Genomic DNA, 17,342 nt, shown 5'->3' with positions numbered 1-17,342 from the left:
TTTTTTATTTCTCTATGGGTAAATTATGATCTTGTCCCCATTCAGTCCAGGATCCGTCATAAACTGCTTTTGGAGCATATGAAGCAACCAATTCGTATGCAATTAAATCAATACAAGCTGTAATTCCTGAGCCGCAAGATAAGTATAAGGGTTGGTCTTGCAATGGCAAAATTTTCTCTAATTCTTCTTTAGGTAAAAATTTCCCCTCTTTCAACACTTTCGAAAAATGAAGATTAACTGCCCCTGGAATATGTCCGCTTCTTAAGCCCTCACGTGGTTCTTCGGTTTCGGCATGAAAACGATCTGATGAGCGGGCATCAATAACAACAGCTTTTTTAGAATTTATGTTTTCTAAAATTTGCTCCTTGTTTTTAAACATTTCGGGTTGGAAATTGGCTTCAAAATTCCCTTCTGAATAATTTTTTGTAGCTACTTTTTCTGTTGGTAAATCTTCTTTTATCCAAGCAGGAAGTCCGCCGTCGAGTACCCAAACATTTTCATGTCCCATACTTTTAAATAAATACCAGGCTCTTGGGCTGGAATAAATACCTTTAGTATCATATACCACAATTTTACTGTTCTTGTTGATGCCTAATCTTCGAGCTTCGGCAGCAAATGCTTCTGGTTTTGGTAATGTGTTAGGTAAAGGATTTGAGGTGTCGCTAAATTTATTTTTAATATCAAAAGTGCGTGCACCAACGATTTGTAAATCATGAGGCGGTGTATCTAATACGGCATCAAGAATAATTAGTTCAGGATCCTGAAGGTTTTCTTTGAGCCAGTTTGTAGATACAATGGGAGTTGTCATATTGTTATGTTTTATAATTGTAACGGAAAACTAAGATACAAATACTATTAATGTAAAAAGTCCAAAAACCGGATGATTTTTGGACTTGATTTTTATTTGTTTTGAGATTTTAAATATCGTCAAAATCAATATCGGTAAAACTGGATATTGCAGGAATAGCATCTTCTTCAGCACTTCCTCTTTCCGTAGCATATTCTTTTTTGAAATCTTTTTGATGTCTCTCAGAGATAACTTCCTCTCCTTTGTGGTTTAAAACATAAGAAGTCATTTCGCCTAGAATTTCGGTAAAAGCGGTAAAATCCTCTTTGTACAAATATATTTTGTGTTTCTTGAAGTGAAATGAACCATCTTCTTCGGTAAATTTTTTACTTTCTGTAATGGTAATGTAGTAGTCATCAGCTTTTGTAGCTCTCACATCGAAGAAGTAGGTTCTTCGTCCTGCACGTAAAACTTTAGAAAAGATTTCCTCTTTTTCTAGCATGTCATTTTCTCTCATAATCCGTTCTGTACAATAATATGGTTGTTAATTGAAACCAAAAATGATAAAAATATATGTATTAAGCAAGATTTAAAGTAATTCTTTTTCAGAAAGTTGTTTTAAATAAAGCGATGCATAATAGCCCTCTTGATTTATTAACTGGTTATGAGAACCTTGTTGAATGATTTCTCCATCTTCTAGAATTATAATTTTATCGGCATTCTTGGCTGATGAAACTCTGTGACTCACAATTATAGTTGTTTTGTCTTTACAAATAGCATTTAGATTGTTTAAGATTGCCTCTTCGGTTTCGGTGTCAACCGCTGATAAACAGTCGTCAAAGAGTAAAATAGGAGGGTTTTTGATAATAGCTCTCGCTATAGAAACACGTTGTTTTTGTCCACCCGAAAGTGTAATTCCTCTTTCGCCAAGAACCGTATCGTATTGTTTATTGAAACCCATGATGTTGTCATGAACTACAGCATTTTTGGCAGCAGCCATAACTTCTTCAATTTCGGCATCTTCTTTACCAAATCGGATGTTGTTTTTAATACTATCAGAGAATAAAAAAGCGTCTTGCGGCACAATTCCGATGCTGTTTCTTAAATCAAATAAGTTCAAACGGCTAATTTCTTTTTGGTCAATTTTAATCGCTCCATCGGTTACATCATACATTCTTGAAATTAACGATAGAATCGTCGATTTGCCTGAACCTGTTTTTCCTAAAATGGCTAGCGTTTCTCCTTTGTTTACAGTAAATGAAATGTTTTTAAGCGCCGTAATATTGGTGTCTTCATATGTATAGCTTACATTTTCAAAAGAAATAGCGCCTTCTATAATCGATTTTTCAGGATTGTTATTTTTAATTTCAGGTTTTATTTTCAAGAATTCATTCAGTCTTTTTTGTGAAGCTTCGGCTTCTTGAACCATCGAAGAAACCCAACCCAAAGACGCTACTGGCCAGGTCAGCATATTGACATATAAAATAAATTCGGCAATAGTTCCAATGCTTTTAATCGTTCCATCAATGTACATTAATCCACCAAAATAGATTACAACCAAGTTACTAATTCCAATCAGCGCCAACATTAAAGGACCAAATAACGATTGTACTTTGGCCAAATCTAAACTTTTGCTTTTGCTTTCTAAAGCCAAAGCGTGCATGTTATCCTGATGTTGGTTTTCTAAAGAATAGGCTTTTATGACACGGACTCCCGAAAAAATTTCTTGTGTAAAACTGGAAACTTTAGATAAATATTGCTGAAAAGTGGTGCTTCGAATATTGATTTCGGTACTTAACTTAAAAATTGCATAAGACAATATTGGTAAAGGTAAGAGCGTGTATAAAGTAAGCAATGGAGATACTCTATACATGAAGATAATTACGATAGCAAAACGAATAACGGTATTGATCGTGTACATAACAGCTGGGCCAACATACATTCGAACTTTAGAAACATCTTCGCTAATACGGTTCATTAAATCTCCCGTTCGGTTTTTCTTGTAGAAATTTTGAGATAGATTTTCGTATTGTCTAAACACTTCATTTTTTAGGTCAAATTCAATATGACGGGACATAACAATCAAGGTTTGACGCATTAAAAAGGTTAGAAAACCAGCGATTATTGTGGTAGCAATAATGAGCAGAATATTATAAGTCAATTGCTCCCGAACAAATGAAATTGATACGTTTTCGTTTTTAGCAAAGGATTCAATAGAAGCAAAGGATTTACTAATTAATTTAGGTGTAAAAAGAGAAAATATTTGTGCCACTATAGTAAATACAATTCCTAAAATAAAACGGTATTTGTATTTGATAAAGTATTTATTGAGATAGAGTAATTCTTTCATTTCTAGACTAGGCTGTATTTATGAAACAAAGATATAGCTTTAAAAGCAATAATTGCTAGCTATCCGCTTGCTGTTAAGTCTCATTTAACGTTTCATTAATGAAAGTAAAAAGAGTGAAAAAGAAAATATAAATTTATCTAAGTTCTTTTTTTAACCGCAAATTCGCAAATTTTTTATTTGAAAATGAAGTGATGTAATTTTAAATATAATTAAAAGTCTGGGGTTAAAATTATTTTAATTTGCGAATTAGCGGTAAAATTAACTTATGTGTCTGTCCTGCTTTTTATGGCTTTAAATTTTATTTTGAAAAAGGAAATCCTTATTTTTGCAGACTAATTTAATAAAAGTTCTTACAAGGTGGTAAATAGACGACACATTCGCGTTAAAGTTATGCAAACCATTTATGCAATGCATCAAAACGGCTCTGATAACCTAGAAAAGGAAGAAAAATTCCTTTTTTACAGTATCGATAATATTCAGGATTTATACCTTACAATGATTTCTTCCCTACTAGAAATATGTAAAAAAGAAACTCAATTTTTGCATTTATCTAGTCAAAAACATTTGGCTACTCCAGCCGAACGTCAACCCAACGAAAAATTTATCAAAAACAGTGTTTTTCAAATTCTAGCCGAAAACAATTCTTTAAGTATTGCTTTAGAAACTAGAAAAATTGATGCTTGGCATTTACACGAAGACTATATTTTGTTGTTGTTGAATGCTATTAAAGAAAGCTCGTTTTATCAAAAATACATGAGTAATCCAAAGCAATCGTTTGAAGAAGACCGAGAGTTGATTATTGATTTATTTACTGAAGTGATTGTTCCAAATGACAAATTATACGAATTCTTAGAAGACGATAAATTGACTTGGATTGATGATATTCCGATGGTGAATACACAAATTATTAAGCAATTGAAAGCCATGAAACCTATCGAAAATGATAATTTTAGAGTGCCAAAATTGTACAAAGACAATGAAGACAGGGATTTTGTTAAAGATTTGTTTCGTAAAACCGTTTTGAATGAAGCGGCATTAGCCAAAGAATTTGTAGACAAAACGCCTAACTGGGATAGCGATAGAATTGCTGAGGTGGATACGATTATTTTAAAAATGGCGATTTGCGAGTTTTTAAAATTTCCATCCATTCCGGTTAAAGTAACTTTAAACGAATATTTAGAATTAGCCAAAGAATATTCTACCCCTAAAAGCAGTATTTTCATCAACGGAATTTTAGATAATCTAGTTAAAGAATTAGAATCAAGCAAAAAAATGATTAAAGCCGGTCGCGGTTTAATGTAATATTTATAAATAAAAAACGAGAATTAAAATTATGGAACAGTTAAGTCAATTTGCACCGTTTATCTTAATGTTTGTGGTTATCTATTTCTTCATGATTAGACCACAACAAAAAAGAGCCAAACAAGAAAAAGAATTTGAAGGAAGCTTAAAAGTAGGGGATAAAATCATTACTAAAAGCGGTCTTCACGGTAAAGTGGCTGAACTAGCCGATACAACAGTAGTTGTTGAAACTATGGCTGGAAAATTGAAAATGGAACGTTCTGCCATTTCTATGGAAATGAGTGCTTCATTAGCTAAAAAATAATTCAACATTATTATAAAAAAGCCCCAATGCTGTATATAGTATTGGGGCTTTTACTTGCTTGAAAAAATTATTTTTTCTTGCTTTTGTTCTTCTTGTTTTTCTTTAGTTTTTTAGATTTTTGTTTGGCTTTTTTCTCTTTGGCTTTGGCTTTCAATTTCGCTTTTTTAGCTTTTTCCTTTTTAGCTTTCTTAGCCTTCGCCTTTGCTTTTTTAGCTTTCGCCTTCGCTTTTTCTTTTGCGTTTGCTTTTAAAGCTTTCTTTTTTTCTTTGTCTTTCATCTTTTTCTTTTTAGTTTTTTTTGTAACTGTTGCGTCACTATCTTCGGTTGTATCTGTAATTATAACCTCTTCGGTTTCAGATGGAGCTTCCTCAATTGTTTTTTCAATAATTTCCGGAGTTTCTTCTATTGCTGGAACAACTGGTTTTTGCTTCGTTCTTGGACCTCTAGTTGTAGGTTTTACTTCTTTTAACGGTTCCTGAGGAGCAGCTTCATTTGCTTCCTTGTCGTTTGTTTCTTTTTTAATCATTTTGTTAAAATATTTATATGAATTTATATAATGTTAAGTAATTGTAAATTTAATGTAAGTAAAAATACAATTTATAAATGGGTTTTCAATGTTAAGTTTTTTAAACTGAAGTCCAGCATTACAAAATGAGTCGAGTCTACGACTCTAAGTTCCGTAGGAACGAAATATACTGTAGCAACGGATTTTAATCCATAATATACAAAAAAAACCGACACATTGCTGCATCGGTTTATTGATAAATGAGTTAGAGAATTATTTTTCCTTTTTAGGTGCTTCCAAACCAAAGTGAGGTAAAGCGGTAAGTTCTGCAATTTTCACAATTACTTCAACTGCTTTTTGCATACTTTCTACTGGAACATATTCATATTTTCCATGAAAATTATGGCCACCAGCAAAAATATTTGGGCAAGGCAATCCTTTATACGATAATTGAGAACCGTCAGTTCCGCCACGAATAGGTTTTATAATGGGTTTGATGTTTAATTCTTTCATTGCTTTTTCGGCAATGGCAACAATGTATTTTACAGGCAACACTTTTTCTTTCATGTTGTAGTATTGATCTTTTATTTCTGCAATTACAATGTCTTCTCCAAATTGCTTTGAAAATTTCTTGTTGATTTTGCTGGCAATTTTCTGGATTTTCTCTTTTCTTTTTTCGAATTTTTTACTGTTATGGTCTCTAATAATTAACTCGACAACAGTTTCTTCGATGCTTCCGTTAAAGTGATGCACATGGAAAAAACCTTCATACCCTTTAGTTTCTTCCGGAGTTTCTCCAGAAGGCAGCTCATTGATAAAATCATTGGCAATTAGCATGGAGTTGATCATTTTGCCCTTAGCATATCCTGGATGCACGCTTTTACCTTTGAAAGTAATTTTGGCGCCAGCCGCATTAAAATTTTCGTATTCTAATTCTCCCACTTGGCTTCCATCCATGGTATAAGCCCATTGAGCTCCAAATTTTTCCACATCAAAATGGTGGGCACCACGACCAATTTCTTCGTCTGGTGTAAAACCAATTCTGATTTTTCCGTGTTTGATTTCAGGATTATTGATTAGGAATTCCATTGCAGTTACAATCTCTGTGATTCCGGCTTTGTCATCGGCACCTAATAACGTAGTTCCATCTGTTGTTATTAAAGTTTGCCCTTTGTATTGTAATAAATCTTTAAAATAACTTGGTGATAACACAATATTTTTTTCTGCATTTAATACAATGTCTTTTCCGTCGTAATCTTTTATGATTTGTGGTTTTACATTGGCTCCACAAAAATCAGGGGAAGTATCAAAATGAGAAATAAATCCAATTACAGGAACTTCATGTTCAACATTACTAGGCAAAGTAGCCATAATATAGGCTTTGTCGTCAATGGTTACATCCTGCATCCCAATAGTTTTTAGTTCTTCGACTAATTTATTGGCTAAATCCCATTGTTTTTCGGTACTTGGAGTTGTTTCTGAATCAGGATTGGATTCGGTATCAATAGTTACATAACTTATAAAACGATCGATGATATCTTGCATAAAGTGGTGTTTTTTGAAAGACAAAGATAGTTTTTATGTTTTAACTATAATTTAAAACTAAGTTTTGTGATTGGCAATTAAAAAAACCGCAAATTGATCAATTAATGACTCCATTTCAATGGAGTTTATTGTCAAATTTGCGGCTAATTTTCAGTTTGTGTTAATTTATTTTCTCGTTTCAATTAACTTATCTTCTGCTTTGTAGAGGTCTTCGTTTAATTTGTTTATTTTAATTTGTTGTTTACTGATTTTGATATTTTCTTTTTCAATGTCAGTAGAACTTAGTTTTCCTCTTGATTTTTTATTTTCGAATTTTTCTTTTCGATTTTCTAAACTTTTTTCTTCATTAGAAATTTTGTTTTTTAACTTACTGACAGATTTTTCACCGGCGAGAATTTTGTCTTGTTTTTTTTCGAACGCTTTTTGTTCTTTTTCAAAGTCTTTTAGCTCTTCTTCTGTTTTTTTAGCTTCTTTTAAAGCTTTTTTCTCTTCTTTCATTTTTGCATTAAGCATTTTTGCTTCTTTTTGTAATGCTTCTTTTTCTGAATCTGTTGCTAAGGCATTGCTAACTTCAGGAACTACTTTGACTATCGTATCTCTAACTGTTGTAACGGTTGTTATGGTTGTTTTTGTAGCAAGCTTTACTGTGTCATTTGTAGTGTTTTGGGCAAAAAAAGGTTGAAAACTCGAAAGCAATACGGTTGCAAAAATTAATTTTAGTTTCATAATAATGTATTTTAAATTGATAAAATGAGTTGAATAACTCATCCCTTCTTACAAGATAAGAAAAATCATTTTAAAAGAGCTATTTTTTTGATTTGAAAAATACTGATATTAAATAGTTCTGGCATAAGTAGTTGTTGTGTAGTTGTTTGTGTTTTTTTTGTGATGATAATTTATGTGTTTTTTAACAAATGTTTATTTAGGTTATTTCTTCTTTAATGGTATTAAAATTAAATCGGTTGCTATAATTTTTTTAGAAATATTTAATTATCCATTAGATAATTCTATTTTTGCATCACAAATTAAAATCCTATGTACAAACTGCTTATTCGACCACTGTTTTTTTGTTTTGATCCAGAAAAGATACATCACTTTACGTTTTCGTTAGTGCGTATAACTTCTAAAATCCCAGGTTTTTCAACCATTTATAAATCACTTTATTTAGTAAATGACAAAAGATTAGAAACCGAAGTATTTGGATTGAAATTTAAAAATCCTGTAGGTTTAGCAGCTGGTTTTGATAAGGATGCTAAATTGTACAAAGAATTATCCAACTTTGGTTTTGGTTTTATCGAAATAGGTACTTTAACACCAAAAGGGCAAGAAGGAAATCCCAAAAAACGTTTGTTTCGTTTAAGAGAAGATTCGGCAATTATTAACCGAATGGGATTTAATAACGGTGGTGTTTTGGAAGCTGTTGAAAGACTGAAATCAAATCCAGGGGTTTTAATTGGTGGAAACATTGGTAAAAATAAATTAACTCCAAACGAAGAAGCTACTTCAGATTACGAAATCTGTTTTGATGCATTATACGATTATGTAGATTATTTTGTGGTAAATGTGAGTTCACCAAATACGCCAAACTTACGCGCTTTACAAGATAAAGAACCGTTGAAACAGTTATTGCAAACTTTACAGAATAAAAATTTGGCTAAACCAAAACAAAAGCCAATTCTCTTGAAAATTGCTCCTGATTTGACGGATGAACAATTACTAGATATTATTGATATTGTGGCTGTAACCCAAATTGCAGGTGTAATTGCTACTAATACGACCATTTCTAGAGAAGGTTTACAGTCGGGTAATAAATCGGAAATGGGTGGATTGTCAGGAAAACCATTGACCAAACGCTCTACTGAGGTGATTCGTTTTCTTTCGCAAAAAAGCAATAAGGCTTTCCCAATTATTGGAGTAGGAGGAATACATTCTGCCGATGACGCTATCGAAAAATTAGAAGCCGGAGCTAGTTTGGTTCAACTATATACAGGTTTTATTTATGAAGGTCCAGCCTTGGTAAAAGCCATTAACAAAAAGATTTTAAGTCGTTTGTAATTGCGGCTTGATTATAACGCAAAGATACGCTAAGAGAAAACACAAAGATACGCTAAGAGAAAACACAAAGATTCGCTAAGTTTTTTTACTTAAAACGGATTGTTTTTTAATTCTGTGAACTTTGCGAGAACTTTTTAAAACTTTGTCGTTAAAGTTTTAAATTTCTTTGTGTGATGACTTAATAAATTATAAAGCGTAATTCTTTAATAGAGTTGCGCTTTTTTTGTTGGTTCTAAATTTTGTCACTTTGCAAGTTTTAGTATCTTTGAAATCTATGGAACCAATAAAAATTATAGAATGTCCACGAGATGCCATGCAAGGTATTAAAAGCTTTATTCCTACTGCGAATAAAGTGGCGTATATACAATCTTTATTGCGGGTAGGATTTGATACAATCGATTTTGGAAGTTTTGTATCACCAAGAGCTGTTCCGCAAATGCAGGATACGGCAGCGGTTTTAGATCAATTGGATTTATCCAAAACGACCAGTAAATTATTATCGATTATTGCTAATACACAGGGAGCCCAAATGGCTTCACAATTTGACTCCATACAGTATTTAGGTTTTCCATTTTCCATTTCGGAAAATTTCCAAATGCGAAATACACACAAAACCATCGCTGAGTCGATTGTGAGTTTACAAGAAATTTTGGAAATAGCCGATAAGAGTAACAAGGAAGTCGTGGCATATTTATCTATGGGCTTTGGAAATCCTTATGGAGATCCTTGGAATGTAGATATTGTGGGTGATTGGACTGAAAAATTAGCGGCAATGGGAGTAAAAATACTTTCGCTATCAGACACAATTGGAAGTTCAACACCAGAAGTAATTCAATATTTGTTTTCGAATTTAATTCCTAAATATCCCCAAATTGAGTTTGGTGCTCATTTGCATACCACTTACGATAAATGGTTTGAAAAAATTGAAGCGGCTCATCACGCAGGTTGTCGAAGATACGATGGAGCAATTCAGGGTTTTGGAGGTTGTCCAATGGCGAAAGACGAATTGACGGGAAATATGCCAACTGAAAAATTACTTTCGTATTTTACCGCAACCAGAGAAAATCTAAAGTTGAATCCGTTGAGTTTTGAAAGTGCGTATAATGAAGCTTCAAAGGTGTTTAAACGTTTTTATTAGTTATACTAATTCTTCAAAAATTACGTTTATATTTAGCTAAAAATTACAGGAAACTAAACACATGAAAAATTATTACATAAATAGAATTTGTTTAACACTTATATTAATGTGTTCCTTTTCTTGTTCCAGTGATTTAGATTTTAATCAAGTCAATGATTTAAAGTTAGAGCCTGTTGTAGAGGCAAATTTTAGTCATTTTGATGTTCCTGCAACTGCTTTTGTTGCTAGTAATGGTTCTGAACGACTTTGGGGATATGACGATCAAGATTTTGATGTTTTTAGAGATAAGTATTTTAATAGTTATTTGCAAAGAGCCGATTTTTATTTTGAGATAAACAATACTATTAATCGTGCTTTTTCATTAAGTATCGTTTTATTTGATAGCAATGATAATCAGTTAACAACTATAAAGATTGATGTCCCAGCCTATTTAGGCTCTACTAGTATGATTACAAGAACTGAAAATTTTCAAAACACCAGATTGGATTTGCTTAAGCGCACTAGAAAGATGAGGTTTTTAGTAGAGTTAGAGCGAGGTTCAGGTCCAGCTTTAGATAGAAATAGTACAGGAAGTTTAGTATTGCGCTCCAGCGCAACTGTTTATTTGAAAATACAATGAGAAAAGTACTTTTAATTTTAGGACTATTCCTTACAGCAAATTGTTTTTCTCAAAACAAGCAGATTTTGTATAATTTCAATTCAGTTCCTCAGTCGTTGATGAATAATCCGGGAGCCGATTTCAAATACAAGTATTATTTTGGAGTTCCTTTACTTTCCGGAATGTCGTTCAAAGTTGGAACTAGCGGATTTTCCGCCTATGATTTATTTGCTAATGATGGTGTTGATTTTAATCAGAAATTGCGAAATGTAGTGTATTCCACAACCAGACGAGATCACGTAGCGGTAAACGAGCAAATCGAGATTTTTAATGGTGGAATCAAACTAGGAGATTGGCTTGAAAACAAAGGCTATTTATCATTTGGATTGTATCAGGAATTTGATTTTTGGAGTTATATACCTAAGGATTTAGCAGTTTTAGCTTTGGATGGAAACCAAAATTATATAGGTAAATCTTTTAATTTATCTGATTTGAGTGTGAAAGCCGAAATGTTATCGGTCTTGCATTTGGGCTATCATAAAAATGTTTCAGAAAAAATGATAGTTGGGGCAAGAGGTAAAATTTATTTTAGTGGTTTCAATGCAACTTCCACAAACAATTCAGGTTCAGTAACCACCAGACTTACAAATACCACTATGTATGAACAAATTGTGGATTCAGATTTGACTCTGAATACTTCGGGGATTTCAAAATATATTGCCGAAGACTACAATGGCGATTTGGCGACTGATGTGCAAAAACAACTTTTACTAGGTGGTGATATAGGTTTTGGAATTGATTTAGGATTTACTTATTATCCAAAGAAAAATACGCAAATTACAGCGAGTATACTGGATATTGGTTTTATAAACCATACTAAAGATATAGAAAATTTCACTTATAAAGGGTATTATAAATACGAAGGGATCAATCCGAATTTCACTGATGTTGACGACCCGGACGGGGTGTATAGCGATTTTCAGGAAGCGGTTAAATTAGATACTTTATACAATAAATACACTACTTGGCGTCCCGTGAAATTAAATGCTTCATATCAATATTCGTATGGAACTCCTACTGATGAAGATTGTGTTTGTATAGCTGGTGAAAAGCGTTATAAAAATGCAGTTGGAGCACAACTTTTTGTAATGAGCACGCCCAGAATGCCTATAACAGCCTTGACGGGTTTTTATCAAAGAAATATTTCAGACCAATTCCAAGTAAAAGCAACTTATACACTTGATTCCTATTCCTACACAAATGTGGGATTAGGATTGTCCGCTAATCTAGGAAAGTTCAATATGTATTTTATGGCTGATAATTTATTAGAATACCGCGATGTGTCTAAGGCGAATAGTCTTTCATTCCAATTTGGATTTAATTTTATTTTTGCAGACAATAATGAACCGACGTATTGATAATAGCTGGATTAGAAACTATCTTTGTTATTGGGAAGATATTGTTAAATAATTTGAATTTTGAATTATAAAAATTCAAAATAATTTGCTATATTTGCACGCAATTCAACTAGAAATTGCAACATGATAGCACACAACTCCAAGATTATCGGCGAAGGTTTAACTTACGATGATGTATTATTAGTTCCTAATTACTCCCATGTGCTTCCTCGCGAAGTGAGTATCCAAACAAAATTTTCAAGAAACATAACACTTAACGTTCCTATTGTATCTGCAGCTATGGATACCGTAACCGAAAGTTCTATGGCAATTGCTATGGCACAAGAAGGGGGAATTGGTGTTTTACATAAAAACATGAGTATTGAGCAGCAAGCTGCCAAAGTAAGAAAAGTAAAACGTGCCGAATCAGGTATGATTATCGATCCAGTTACTTTGCCACTTAATGCTACTGTTGCTGATGCAAAATCGGCAATGAAAGAATTCGGTATTGGTGGGATTCCAGTTGTTGATGAAAATCAAAAACTAAAAGGAATTGTTACTAACCGTGATTTGCGTTTCGAAAAAAACAGTACTCGACCTATTGTTGAGGTAATGACTAAAGAAAACCTTGTTACTGTTGCCGAAGGAACTTCGTTAGAGCAAGCAGAAGTAGTTTTGCAAGGACATAAAATTGAAAAACTTCCTGTAATAGACAAAGACAATAAATTAGTAGGTTTAATCACATTTAGAGATATTACTAAATTGAATCAAAGACCAAATGCTAATAAAGATAAATACGGACGTTTGCGTGTAGCTGCTGCTTTAGGAGTTACAGCTGATGCCGTTGAAAGAGCTACAGCTTTAGTAAATGCGGGAGTTGACGCTGTAATTATAGATACTGCTCACGGACATACTAAAGGAGTGGTTGATGTTTTAAAATTAGTGAAGGCTAAATTCCCAGACTTAGATGTTATTGTTGGAAATATTGCTACACCAGAAGCGGCTCAATATTTAGTTGAAAATGGAGCTGATGGAGTAAAAGTAGGAATTGGACCTGGTTCTATATGTACTACTCGTATCGTGGCTGGTGTTGGTTTTCCACAGTTTTCAGCGGTTTTAGAAGTAGCTGCTGCTATCAAAGGTTCAGGTGTTCCAGTAATTGCTGATGGTGGAATTCGTTACACAGGAGATATTCCTAAAGCTATTGCTGCAGGTGCTGATTGTGTGATGTTGGGTTCGCTTTTAGCTGGAACAAAAGAATCTCCAGGAGAAACTATTATTTTTGAAGGAAGAAAATTCAAATCATACAGAGGAATGGGATCGGTAGAGGCGATGCAAACAGGTTCAAAAGACCGTTATTTCCAAGATGTAGAAGACGATGTAAAGAAATTAGTTCCAGAAGGAATTGTAGGTCGTGTGCCTTACAAAGGAGAATTAAACGAAAGTATGTTGCAGTTCATAGGTGGACTTCGTGCAGGAATGGGATATTGTGGAGCTAAAGATATTGCTACTTTGCAAGAAACTGGACGTTTTGTGCGTTTAACTTCAAGTGGTATTTCTGAAAGTCATCCTCATAATGTTACTATTACTAAAGAAGCTCCAAATTATTCTAGATAATATTAAGCTTAATTTATTAGAAAAAGGCTGTTTAAAAGTTAAACTTTGAACAGCCTTTTTTTGTTATTTGGAACAATTGTAGTTTCAAAAAAAAAAAGTGACTGAAATAATAATCATTCAGTCACTTTTTATACTTACTATTTTAAACGTGTTAAATCAATATTTTCAGGGGTATGGAGTACCATTGGAAATTTTTCTATTTTCACTGAACTACTGTCTAAACCAAAGGCGCTTTCTTCAGATAAACTTAGTTTTTTGATCAAGAAGTAAGAATTCATAATAATGTTTTCATGCCATTTTAATTCGTTGTCATTGGATAAAAATTTCTCCGAAAGAACAAATTTAAAGTCGCCAATAATATTGTTTTTGTTCAAAGATTCGTAACGGCTTCTAATATCAACTTCTCCGTTTTGAACCATATTTCTGATCACTTCTTTGAATAAAAGATTAATTTTAGTAGGTTCTCTAAATCCTAAATTAAAATCTACACGATACAAGTCATCTTTCATAATTTCAGTTACTCTGTATTCGGTTTTGTAGGGCTCGGTTAGGATATTTACGTGTACAAACCAGTAAATATCAGCTCTTTTAGGCCTTTTTTGTAAAATAGAATACATAACTTTTTCTTCTATTTCATCAGCTCGTCCAGCATTGGTCATATAAACTAAATGAGTGGCATATTTTGGAATACTTAAATCGACACTCAGTTCGCTCAATACTTTTTTATAATCGTCAATTTTTACAATTTTAGTATAGCTTTTGTTGATTTTTTTAGCTGAATTCCAAATCGTCATTACACTTATCAATACTAATGCTATAATCAAGGTTACATAACCACCTTCGCTAAATTTAGTAATATTTGCAGCCAAAAAGCTGAATTCAATTAATAAGTATATGGTAATTAATGGCACCATAATGTATAATTTTACTCTTTTCATGATTAAAAAGAAATTCAGTAAAATTGTAGTCATGATCATACAAAGGATGATAGCTAATCCATAAGCATGTTCCATGTTGCTTGATTCTTCAAAATGAAGAACGATTCCCACACAACCAAAGAATAACAACCAGTTAATGGAAGGAATGTACAGTTGTCCTTTTAATTCAGTCGGATATTTTATTTTTACTTTTGGCCAGAAATTCAATCTCATAGCCTCGTTTATTAACGTAAACGACCCACTAATTAATGCTTGAGAAGCAATTACTGCCGCCATAGTTGCAATTACAATTCCAAAAGGTTGGAACCAATCTGCCATAATTAAATAGAATGGATTTCCATTTTTACCACCTAAACTTTGCAGGGTTTCACCTTGATGATGAATTAAATAGGCGCCTTGTCCAAAATAATTTAATACCAAGGTTAATTTGACAAAAATCCAACTGATTCTAATGTTTTTTCTTCCACAGTGTCCCATGTCTGAATACAAAGCTTCGGCTCCAGTTGTGCATAAAAAGACAAAACCTAAAACAAAAAATCCTTCAGGGTGAATAGACAATAAATGATAAGCGTAGTAAGGATTGAAGGCTTTAAATACAGAAGGATGTTGTACAATTTGTATCACACCTAATACACCAAGCATACTGAACCAAATTAACATCATTGGAGCAAAGAATTTACCAACGAGTTTTGTTCCAAATTGCTGAATGGTGAAAAGAATAAATAAAATTCCAATTACTATTGGTACTGTATTAATCTCAGGATAATAGGTTCTAATTCCTTCTACAGCCGATGACACAGAAACGGGTGGTGTTATGATTCCATCTGCTAACAAGGCACTACCTCCAATAATAGCGGGGATTATAAGCCATTTAATTTTTGTTTTCTTTACTAAAGCATATAGTGCAAAAATTCCTCCCTCTCCATGGTTGTCAGCATTTAAAGTAATAATGACATATTTTATGGTGGTTTGAAGAGTTAAAGTCCAAAAAACTGCGGAAATCCCCCCTAGAACAACATCAGCATCTATGGTGTGTGTTCCTAGAATTGCTTTCATTACATACAATGGAGATGTTCCAATATCACCGTATATAATTCCTAATGTAATCAATAAACCCCCTAACGTAAACTTGCTGTGTAGACTTCTATTTGATGCGCTCATGAATTTTTTTTGTAAACGCCTCAAATTTACTCATTTTTAAACAATTCAAAAGTTATATTTTAAAAAATAAAAAAAACACGATCAGTTTAGTCGTGTTTTTAATAATTGCATTTTAATTTGTTAGATTCTTCGATTATTATTTCTGGAAGAATTATTGTTTTCTTGTCGGTTACTATTATTCCTAGTAGACTCTACTCGTTGTACAGAAGAACTAGGTCTTGAAATTTCGCTTCTGTTTGAATTGATTTCTCTCGTATTTTGTGCTCTTTGAGAGCTTTGTGAACTGTTTTCTTGTCTAGGTGCGTATGTTCTAGGTGTCGGGGTTTGTTGTGTTATGTTTTGTCTTGGGTTTTGTGATTTATTTTGATTAAACTCTCTACTAGCTGTTTTCGGTGTAGTATTTCCTCTTGAGCTATTTGCATTATTTTGATTGTATTCTCTACTAGCTGTTCGTTGAGGTGTATTTTCTCTAGAACTACTAATAGTGCTGTTTTGATTGTACTCTCTTCCGGTTGTTCTTTGAGCCGCGTTTTCTCTTGAACTGTTAGTCTTGTTTTGATTGTAATTTCTAGAAGCTGTGTTTTGCCTAGAAGTATTCAATTTGTTGTCAGTATATTCTCTTGAAGTTGTTCTTAGCGTAGTATTTCCTCTTGAAGGCGTGTTTCTATTTGTTATATAGTCTCTTTGTGTTTCTCCTCTTGAAGTACTATTACTGTATTGTCTTCCAGTTGAATTTCTGTTTGTCGAATTGTTGTTACTGTATCTAGTTCCTCTTCTTTGATCTAATTCGTAACGATTAGAGTAATTGCTGTATCTTTTAGTAAATGCATAGTTTGGATAACGTCTTTCATAAGCATTTGTACGTCTCGTGTTGTATAGTGAAATAGCAAGGTTACTTCTTCTGTAGTTTACATAATTATAACTGTTGTTGAAATTTAGACTTAAATGAATGTTATTTCTATATCTGAATATTGGATAAGGATTCCAAGCATAATAGTAAGATGGATAATAATTCCAATACCAGTTTGAAACATAAGGACGATAATTTGGAGCCCAGAAAGAAGCATATATTAATGGTGTGGAATGATATACCGGTTCGTAAATGTAATTAGGCCCATACATGTATTCGTTTCCAATAAATTGTACTTGTACACTATTATTGTTTCTTTCAATATCGATTGTTGCTACGTCTTGATATACATCGCGGTCTAAAACCGATTGAACAATAACAACATGTGTATTGTATTCTACGGATTCTATTACACGCAAGTAATCTACTTCATTGTCATTATTTAAATCTAAATTAGAAATTTGAAGTTCTGGGTCGTTTAAGCGTCTTTCAAAATCTTCTAGATTTCTAGATTCTCCAAAAATAGATGCAACGGCTCTTAAATCAAGATTATCACTAATCTCGTTATTCATTGCATTCACTGTAGTTCTATTTTGAGCTTCTGTTGGCATAATGAAAAAAGAAGCTATTATGCTTAAGTATATAATTTTATTTTTCATGGCGATTGTTTTTTACATTTTATATTTTGAAATATTCAATTACTGTGCCAATTTATTTAAAGTATTTTTTTGCTATTCTTGAAAACTAATTTATAACACCTAAAAGCGATTCTCGTCTAACAAAAAAAGCCATCTC

15 protein-coding genes are annotated in these 17,342 nt (G+C 32.8%); 7 read left to right on the top strand and 8 right to left on the bottom strand.

Annotated features, from left to right (window positions below; genetic code table 11):
- Window positions 1-4: 4 nt before the first annotated feature.
- From AAGV28_RS02200 to AAGV28_RS02190, 3 genes are all read right to left on the bottom strand, one after another.
- A complete protein-coding gene (locus AAGV28_RS02200) occupies window positions 5-808 on the bottom strand; it encodes a sulfurtransferase (RefSeq protein WP_373405195.1) in 804 nt (267 codons plus the stop codon).
- Window positions 809-917: 109 nt separating this feature from the next.
- Entirely contained in the window at window positions 918-1,304 is a 387-nt protein-coding gene (locus AAGV28_RS02195; RefSeq protein WP_373405194.1) for a PUR family DNA/RNA-binding protein, read from the bottom strand.
- Window positions 1,305-1,376: 72 nt separating this feature from the next.
- On the bottom strand, window positions 1,377-3,137 hold the full coding sequence (locus tag AAGV28_RS02190; protein ID WP_373405193.1) for an ABC transporter ATP-binding protein: 1,761 nt from the start codon (window positions 3,135-3,137) through the stop codon (window positions 1,377-1,379).
- Between the two features lie 390 nt (window positions 3,138-3,527).
- Here AAGV28_RS02190 and nusB point away from each other — a divergent pair, with 390 nt between their 5' ends.
- Together nusB and yajC are read left to right on the top strand one after the other, a co-directional pair.
- Entirely contained in the window at window positions 3,528-4,439 is a 912-nt protein-coding gene (nusB, locus tag AAGV28_RS02185) for a transcription antitermination factor NusB (RefSeq protein WP_373405192.1), read from the top strand.
- A 31-nt stretch (window positions 4,440-4,470) separates the two neighbouring features.
- On the top strand, window positions 4,471-4,743 hold the full coding sequence (gene yajC / locus AAGV28_RS02180; RefSeq protein ID WP_373405191.1) for a preprotein translocase subunit YajC: 273 nt from the start codon (window positions 4,471-4,473) through the stop codon (window positions 4,741-4,743).
- Between the two features lie 67 nt (window positions 4,744-4,810).
- Here the strand turns inward: yajC and AAGV28_RS02175 are convergent, their stop codons facing one another.
- The 3 genes from AAGV28_RS02175 to AAGV28_RS02165 all read right to left on the bottom strand — a co-directional run bounded on the left by AAGV28_RS02175 (window position 4,811) and on the right by AAGV28_RS02165 (window position 7,519).
- Complete coding sequence (locus tag AAGV28_RS02175; protein WP_373405190.1) at window positions 4,811-5,269, bottom strand: hypothetical protein; 459 nt, start codon at window positions 5,267-5,269, stop codon at window positions 4,811-4,813.
- A gap of 252 nt (window positions 5,270-5,521) precedes the next feature.
- Entirely contained in the window at window positions 5,522-6,793 is a 1,272-nt protein-coding gene (gene pepT, locus AAGV28_RS02170; protein WP_373405189.1) for a peptidase T, read from the bottom strand.
- Between the two features lie 165 nt (window positions 6,794-6,958).
- Entirely contained in the window at window positions 6,959-7,519 is a 561-nt protein-coding gene (locus AAGV28_RS02165; protein WP_373405188.1) for a hypothetical protein, read from the bottom strand.
- Between the two features lie 309 nt (window positions 7,520-7,828).
- Here AAGV28_RS02165 and AAGV28_RS02160 point away from each other — a divergent pair, with 309 nt between their 5' ends.
- The 5 genes from AAGV28_RS02160 to guaB all read left to right on the top strand — a co-directional run bounded on the left by AAGV28_RS02160 (window position 7,829) and on the right by guaB (window position 13,598).
- Complete coding sequence (locus AAGV28_RS02160; RefSeq protein ID WP_373405187.1) at window positions 7,829-8,848, top strand: quinone-dependent dihydroorotate dehydrogenase; 1,020 nt, start codon at window positions 7,829-7,831, stop codon at window positions 8,846-8,848.
- A 274-nt stretch (window positions 8,849-9,122) separates the two neighbouring features.
- Window positions 9,123-9,986 (top strand): beta/alpha barrel domain-containing protein, encoded by an 864-nt coding sequence (locus AAGV28_RS02155; RefSeq protein WP_373405186.1) that lies wholly within the window; start codon window positions 9,123-9,125, stop codon window positions 9,984-9,986.
- 106 nt (window positions 9,987-10,092) lie between these two features.
- The gene (locus AAGV28_RS02150) at window positions 10,093-10,605 is read left to right on the top strand and encodes a hypothetical protein (RefSeq protein ID WP_373405185.1); all 513 of its coding nucleotides are present in this window, start codon (window positions 10,093-10,095) and stop codon (window positions 10,603-10,605) included.
- On the top strand, window positions 10,602-12,002 hold the full coding sequence (locus AAGV28_RS02145) for a DUF5723 family protein (protein WP_373405184.1): 1,401 nt from the start codon (window positions 10,602-10,604) through the stop codon (window positions 12,000-12,002). Before AAGV28_RS02150 ends, AAGV28_RS02145 begins: the two co-directional genes overlap by 4 nt.
- A 123-nt stretch (window positions 12,003-12,125) precedes the next feature.
- Window positions 12,126-13,598 carry an IMP dehydrogenase gene (gene guaB, locus AAGV28_RS02140; protein WP_373405183.1) on the top strand — a complete coding sequence of 491 codons (1,473 nt, stop codon included), beginning with the start codon at window positions 12,126-12,128 and terminating at the stop codon, window positions 13,596-13,598.
- A gap of 137 nt (window positions 13,599-13,735) precedes the next feature.
- Here guaB and AAGV28_RS02135 read toward each other — a convergent pair whose 3' ends face one another.
- Both AAGV28_RS02135 and AAGV28_RS02130 read right to left on the bottom strand, forming a co-directional pair.
- On the bottom strand, window positions 13,736-15,697 hold the full coding sequence (locus tag AAGV28_RS02135) for a KUP/HAK/KT family potassium transporter (RefSeq protein ID WP_373405182.1): 1,962 nt from the start codon (window positions 15,695-15,697) through the stop codon (window positions 13,736-13,738).
- Window positions 15,698-15,817: 120 nt separating this feature from the next.
- On the bottom strand, window positions 15,818-17,206 hold the full coding sequence (locus tag AAGV28_RS02130; protein ID WP_373405181.1) for a hypothetical protein: 1,389 nt from the start codon (window positions 17,204-17,206) through the stop codon (window positions 15,818-15,820).
- Between the last annotated feature and the right edge of the window lie 136 nt (window positions 17,207-17,342).

The sequence above is a fragment of the Flavobacterium zubiriense genome, assembly GCF_041729725.1.
GTDB classification, from domain to species: Bacteria; Bacteroidota; Bacteroidia; order Flavobacteriales; family Flavobacteriaceae; genus Flavobacterium; species Flavobacterium zubiriense.
This window is presented reverse-complemented; position numbering and strand designations above follow the sequence as displayed.

Bases quoted from the DNA above. Each gene is read 5' to 3' on its own strand.
- AAGV28_RS02160 (WP_373405187.1), top strand. From the start codon at position 7,829: ATGTACAAACTGCTTATTCGACCACTGTTTTTTTGTTTTGATCCAGAA.
- AAGV28_RS02165 (WP_373405188.1), bottom strand. From the start codon at position 7,519: ATGAAACTAAAATTAATTTTTGCAACCGTATTGCTTTCGAGTTTTCAA.
- AAGV28_RS02130 (WP_373405181.1), bottom strand. From the start codon at position 17,206: ATGAAAAATAAAATTATATACTTAAGCATAATAGCTTCTTTTTTCATT.
- AAGV28_RS02135 (WP_373405182.1), bottom strand. From the start codon at position 15,697: ATGAGCGCATCAAATAGAAGTCTACACAGCAAGTTTACGTTAGGGGGT.
- AAGV28_RS02195 (WP_373405194.1), bottom strand. From the start codon at position 1,304: ATGAGAGAAAATGACATGCTAGAAAAAGAGGAAATCTTTTCTAAAGTT.
- guaB (WP_373405183.1), top strand. From the start codon at position 12,126: ATGATAGCACACAACTCCAAGATTATCGGCGAAGGTTTAACTTACGAT.
- AAGV28_RS02145 (WP_373405184.1), top strand. From the start codon at position 10,602: ATGAGAAAAGTACTTTTAATTTTAGGACTATTCCTTACAGCAAATTGT.
- pepT (WP_373405189.1), bottom strand. From the start codon at position 6,793: ATGCAAGATATCATCGATCGTTTTATAAGTTATGTAACTATTGATACC.
- yajC (WP_373405191.1), top strand. From the start codon at position 4,471: ATGGAACAGTTAAGTCAATTTGCACCGTTTATCTTAATGTTTGTGGTT.
- AAGV28_RS02150 (WP_373405185.1), top strand. From the start codon at position 10,093: ATGTGTTCCTTTTCTTGTTCCAGTGATTTAGATTTTAATCAAGTCAAT.
- nusB (WP_373405192.1), top strand. From the start codon at position 3,528: ATGCAAACCATTTATGCAATGCATCAAAACGGCTCTGATAACCTAGAA.
- AAGV28_RS02200 (WP_373405195.1), bottom strand. From the start codon at position 808: ATGACAACTCCCATTGTATCTACAAACTGGCTCAAAGAAAACCTTCAG.
- AAGV28_RS02190 (WP_373405193.1), bottom strand. From the start codon at position 3,137: ATGAAAGAATTACTCTATCTCAATAAATACTTTATCAAATACAAATAC.
- AAGV28_RS02175 (WP_373405190.1), bottom strand. From the start codon at position 5,269: ATGATTAAAAAAGAAACAAACGACAAGGAAGCAAATGAAGCTGCTCCT.
- AAGV28_RS02155 (WP_373405186.1), top strand. From the start codon at position 9,123: ATGGAACCAATAAAAATTATAGAATGTCCACGAGATGCCATGCAAGGT.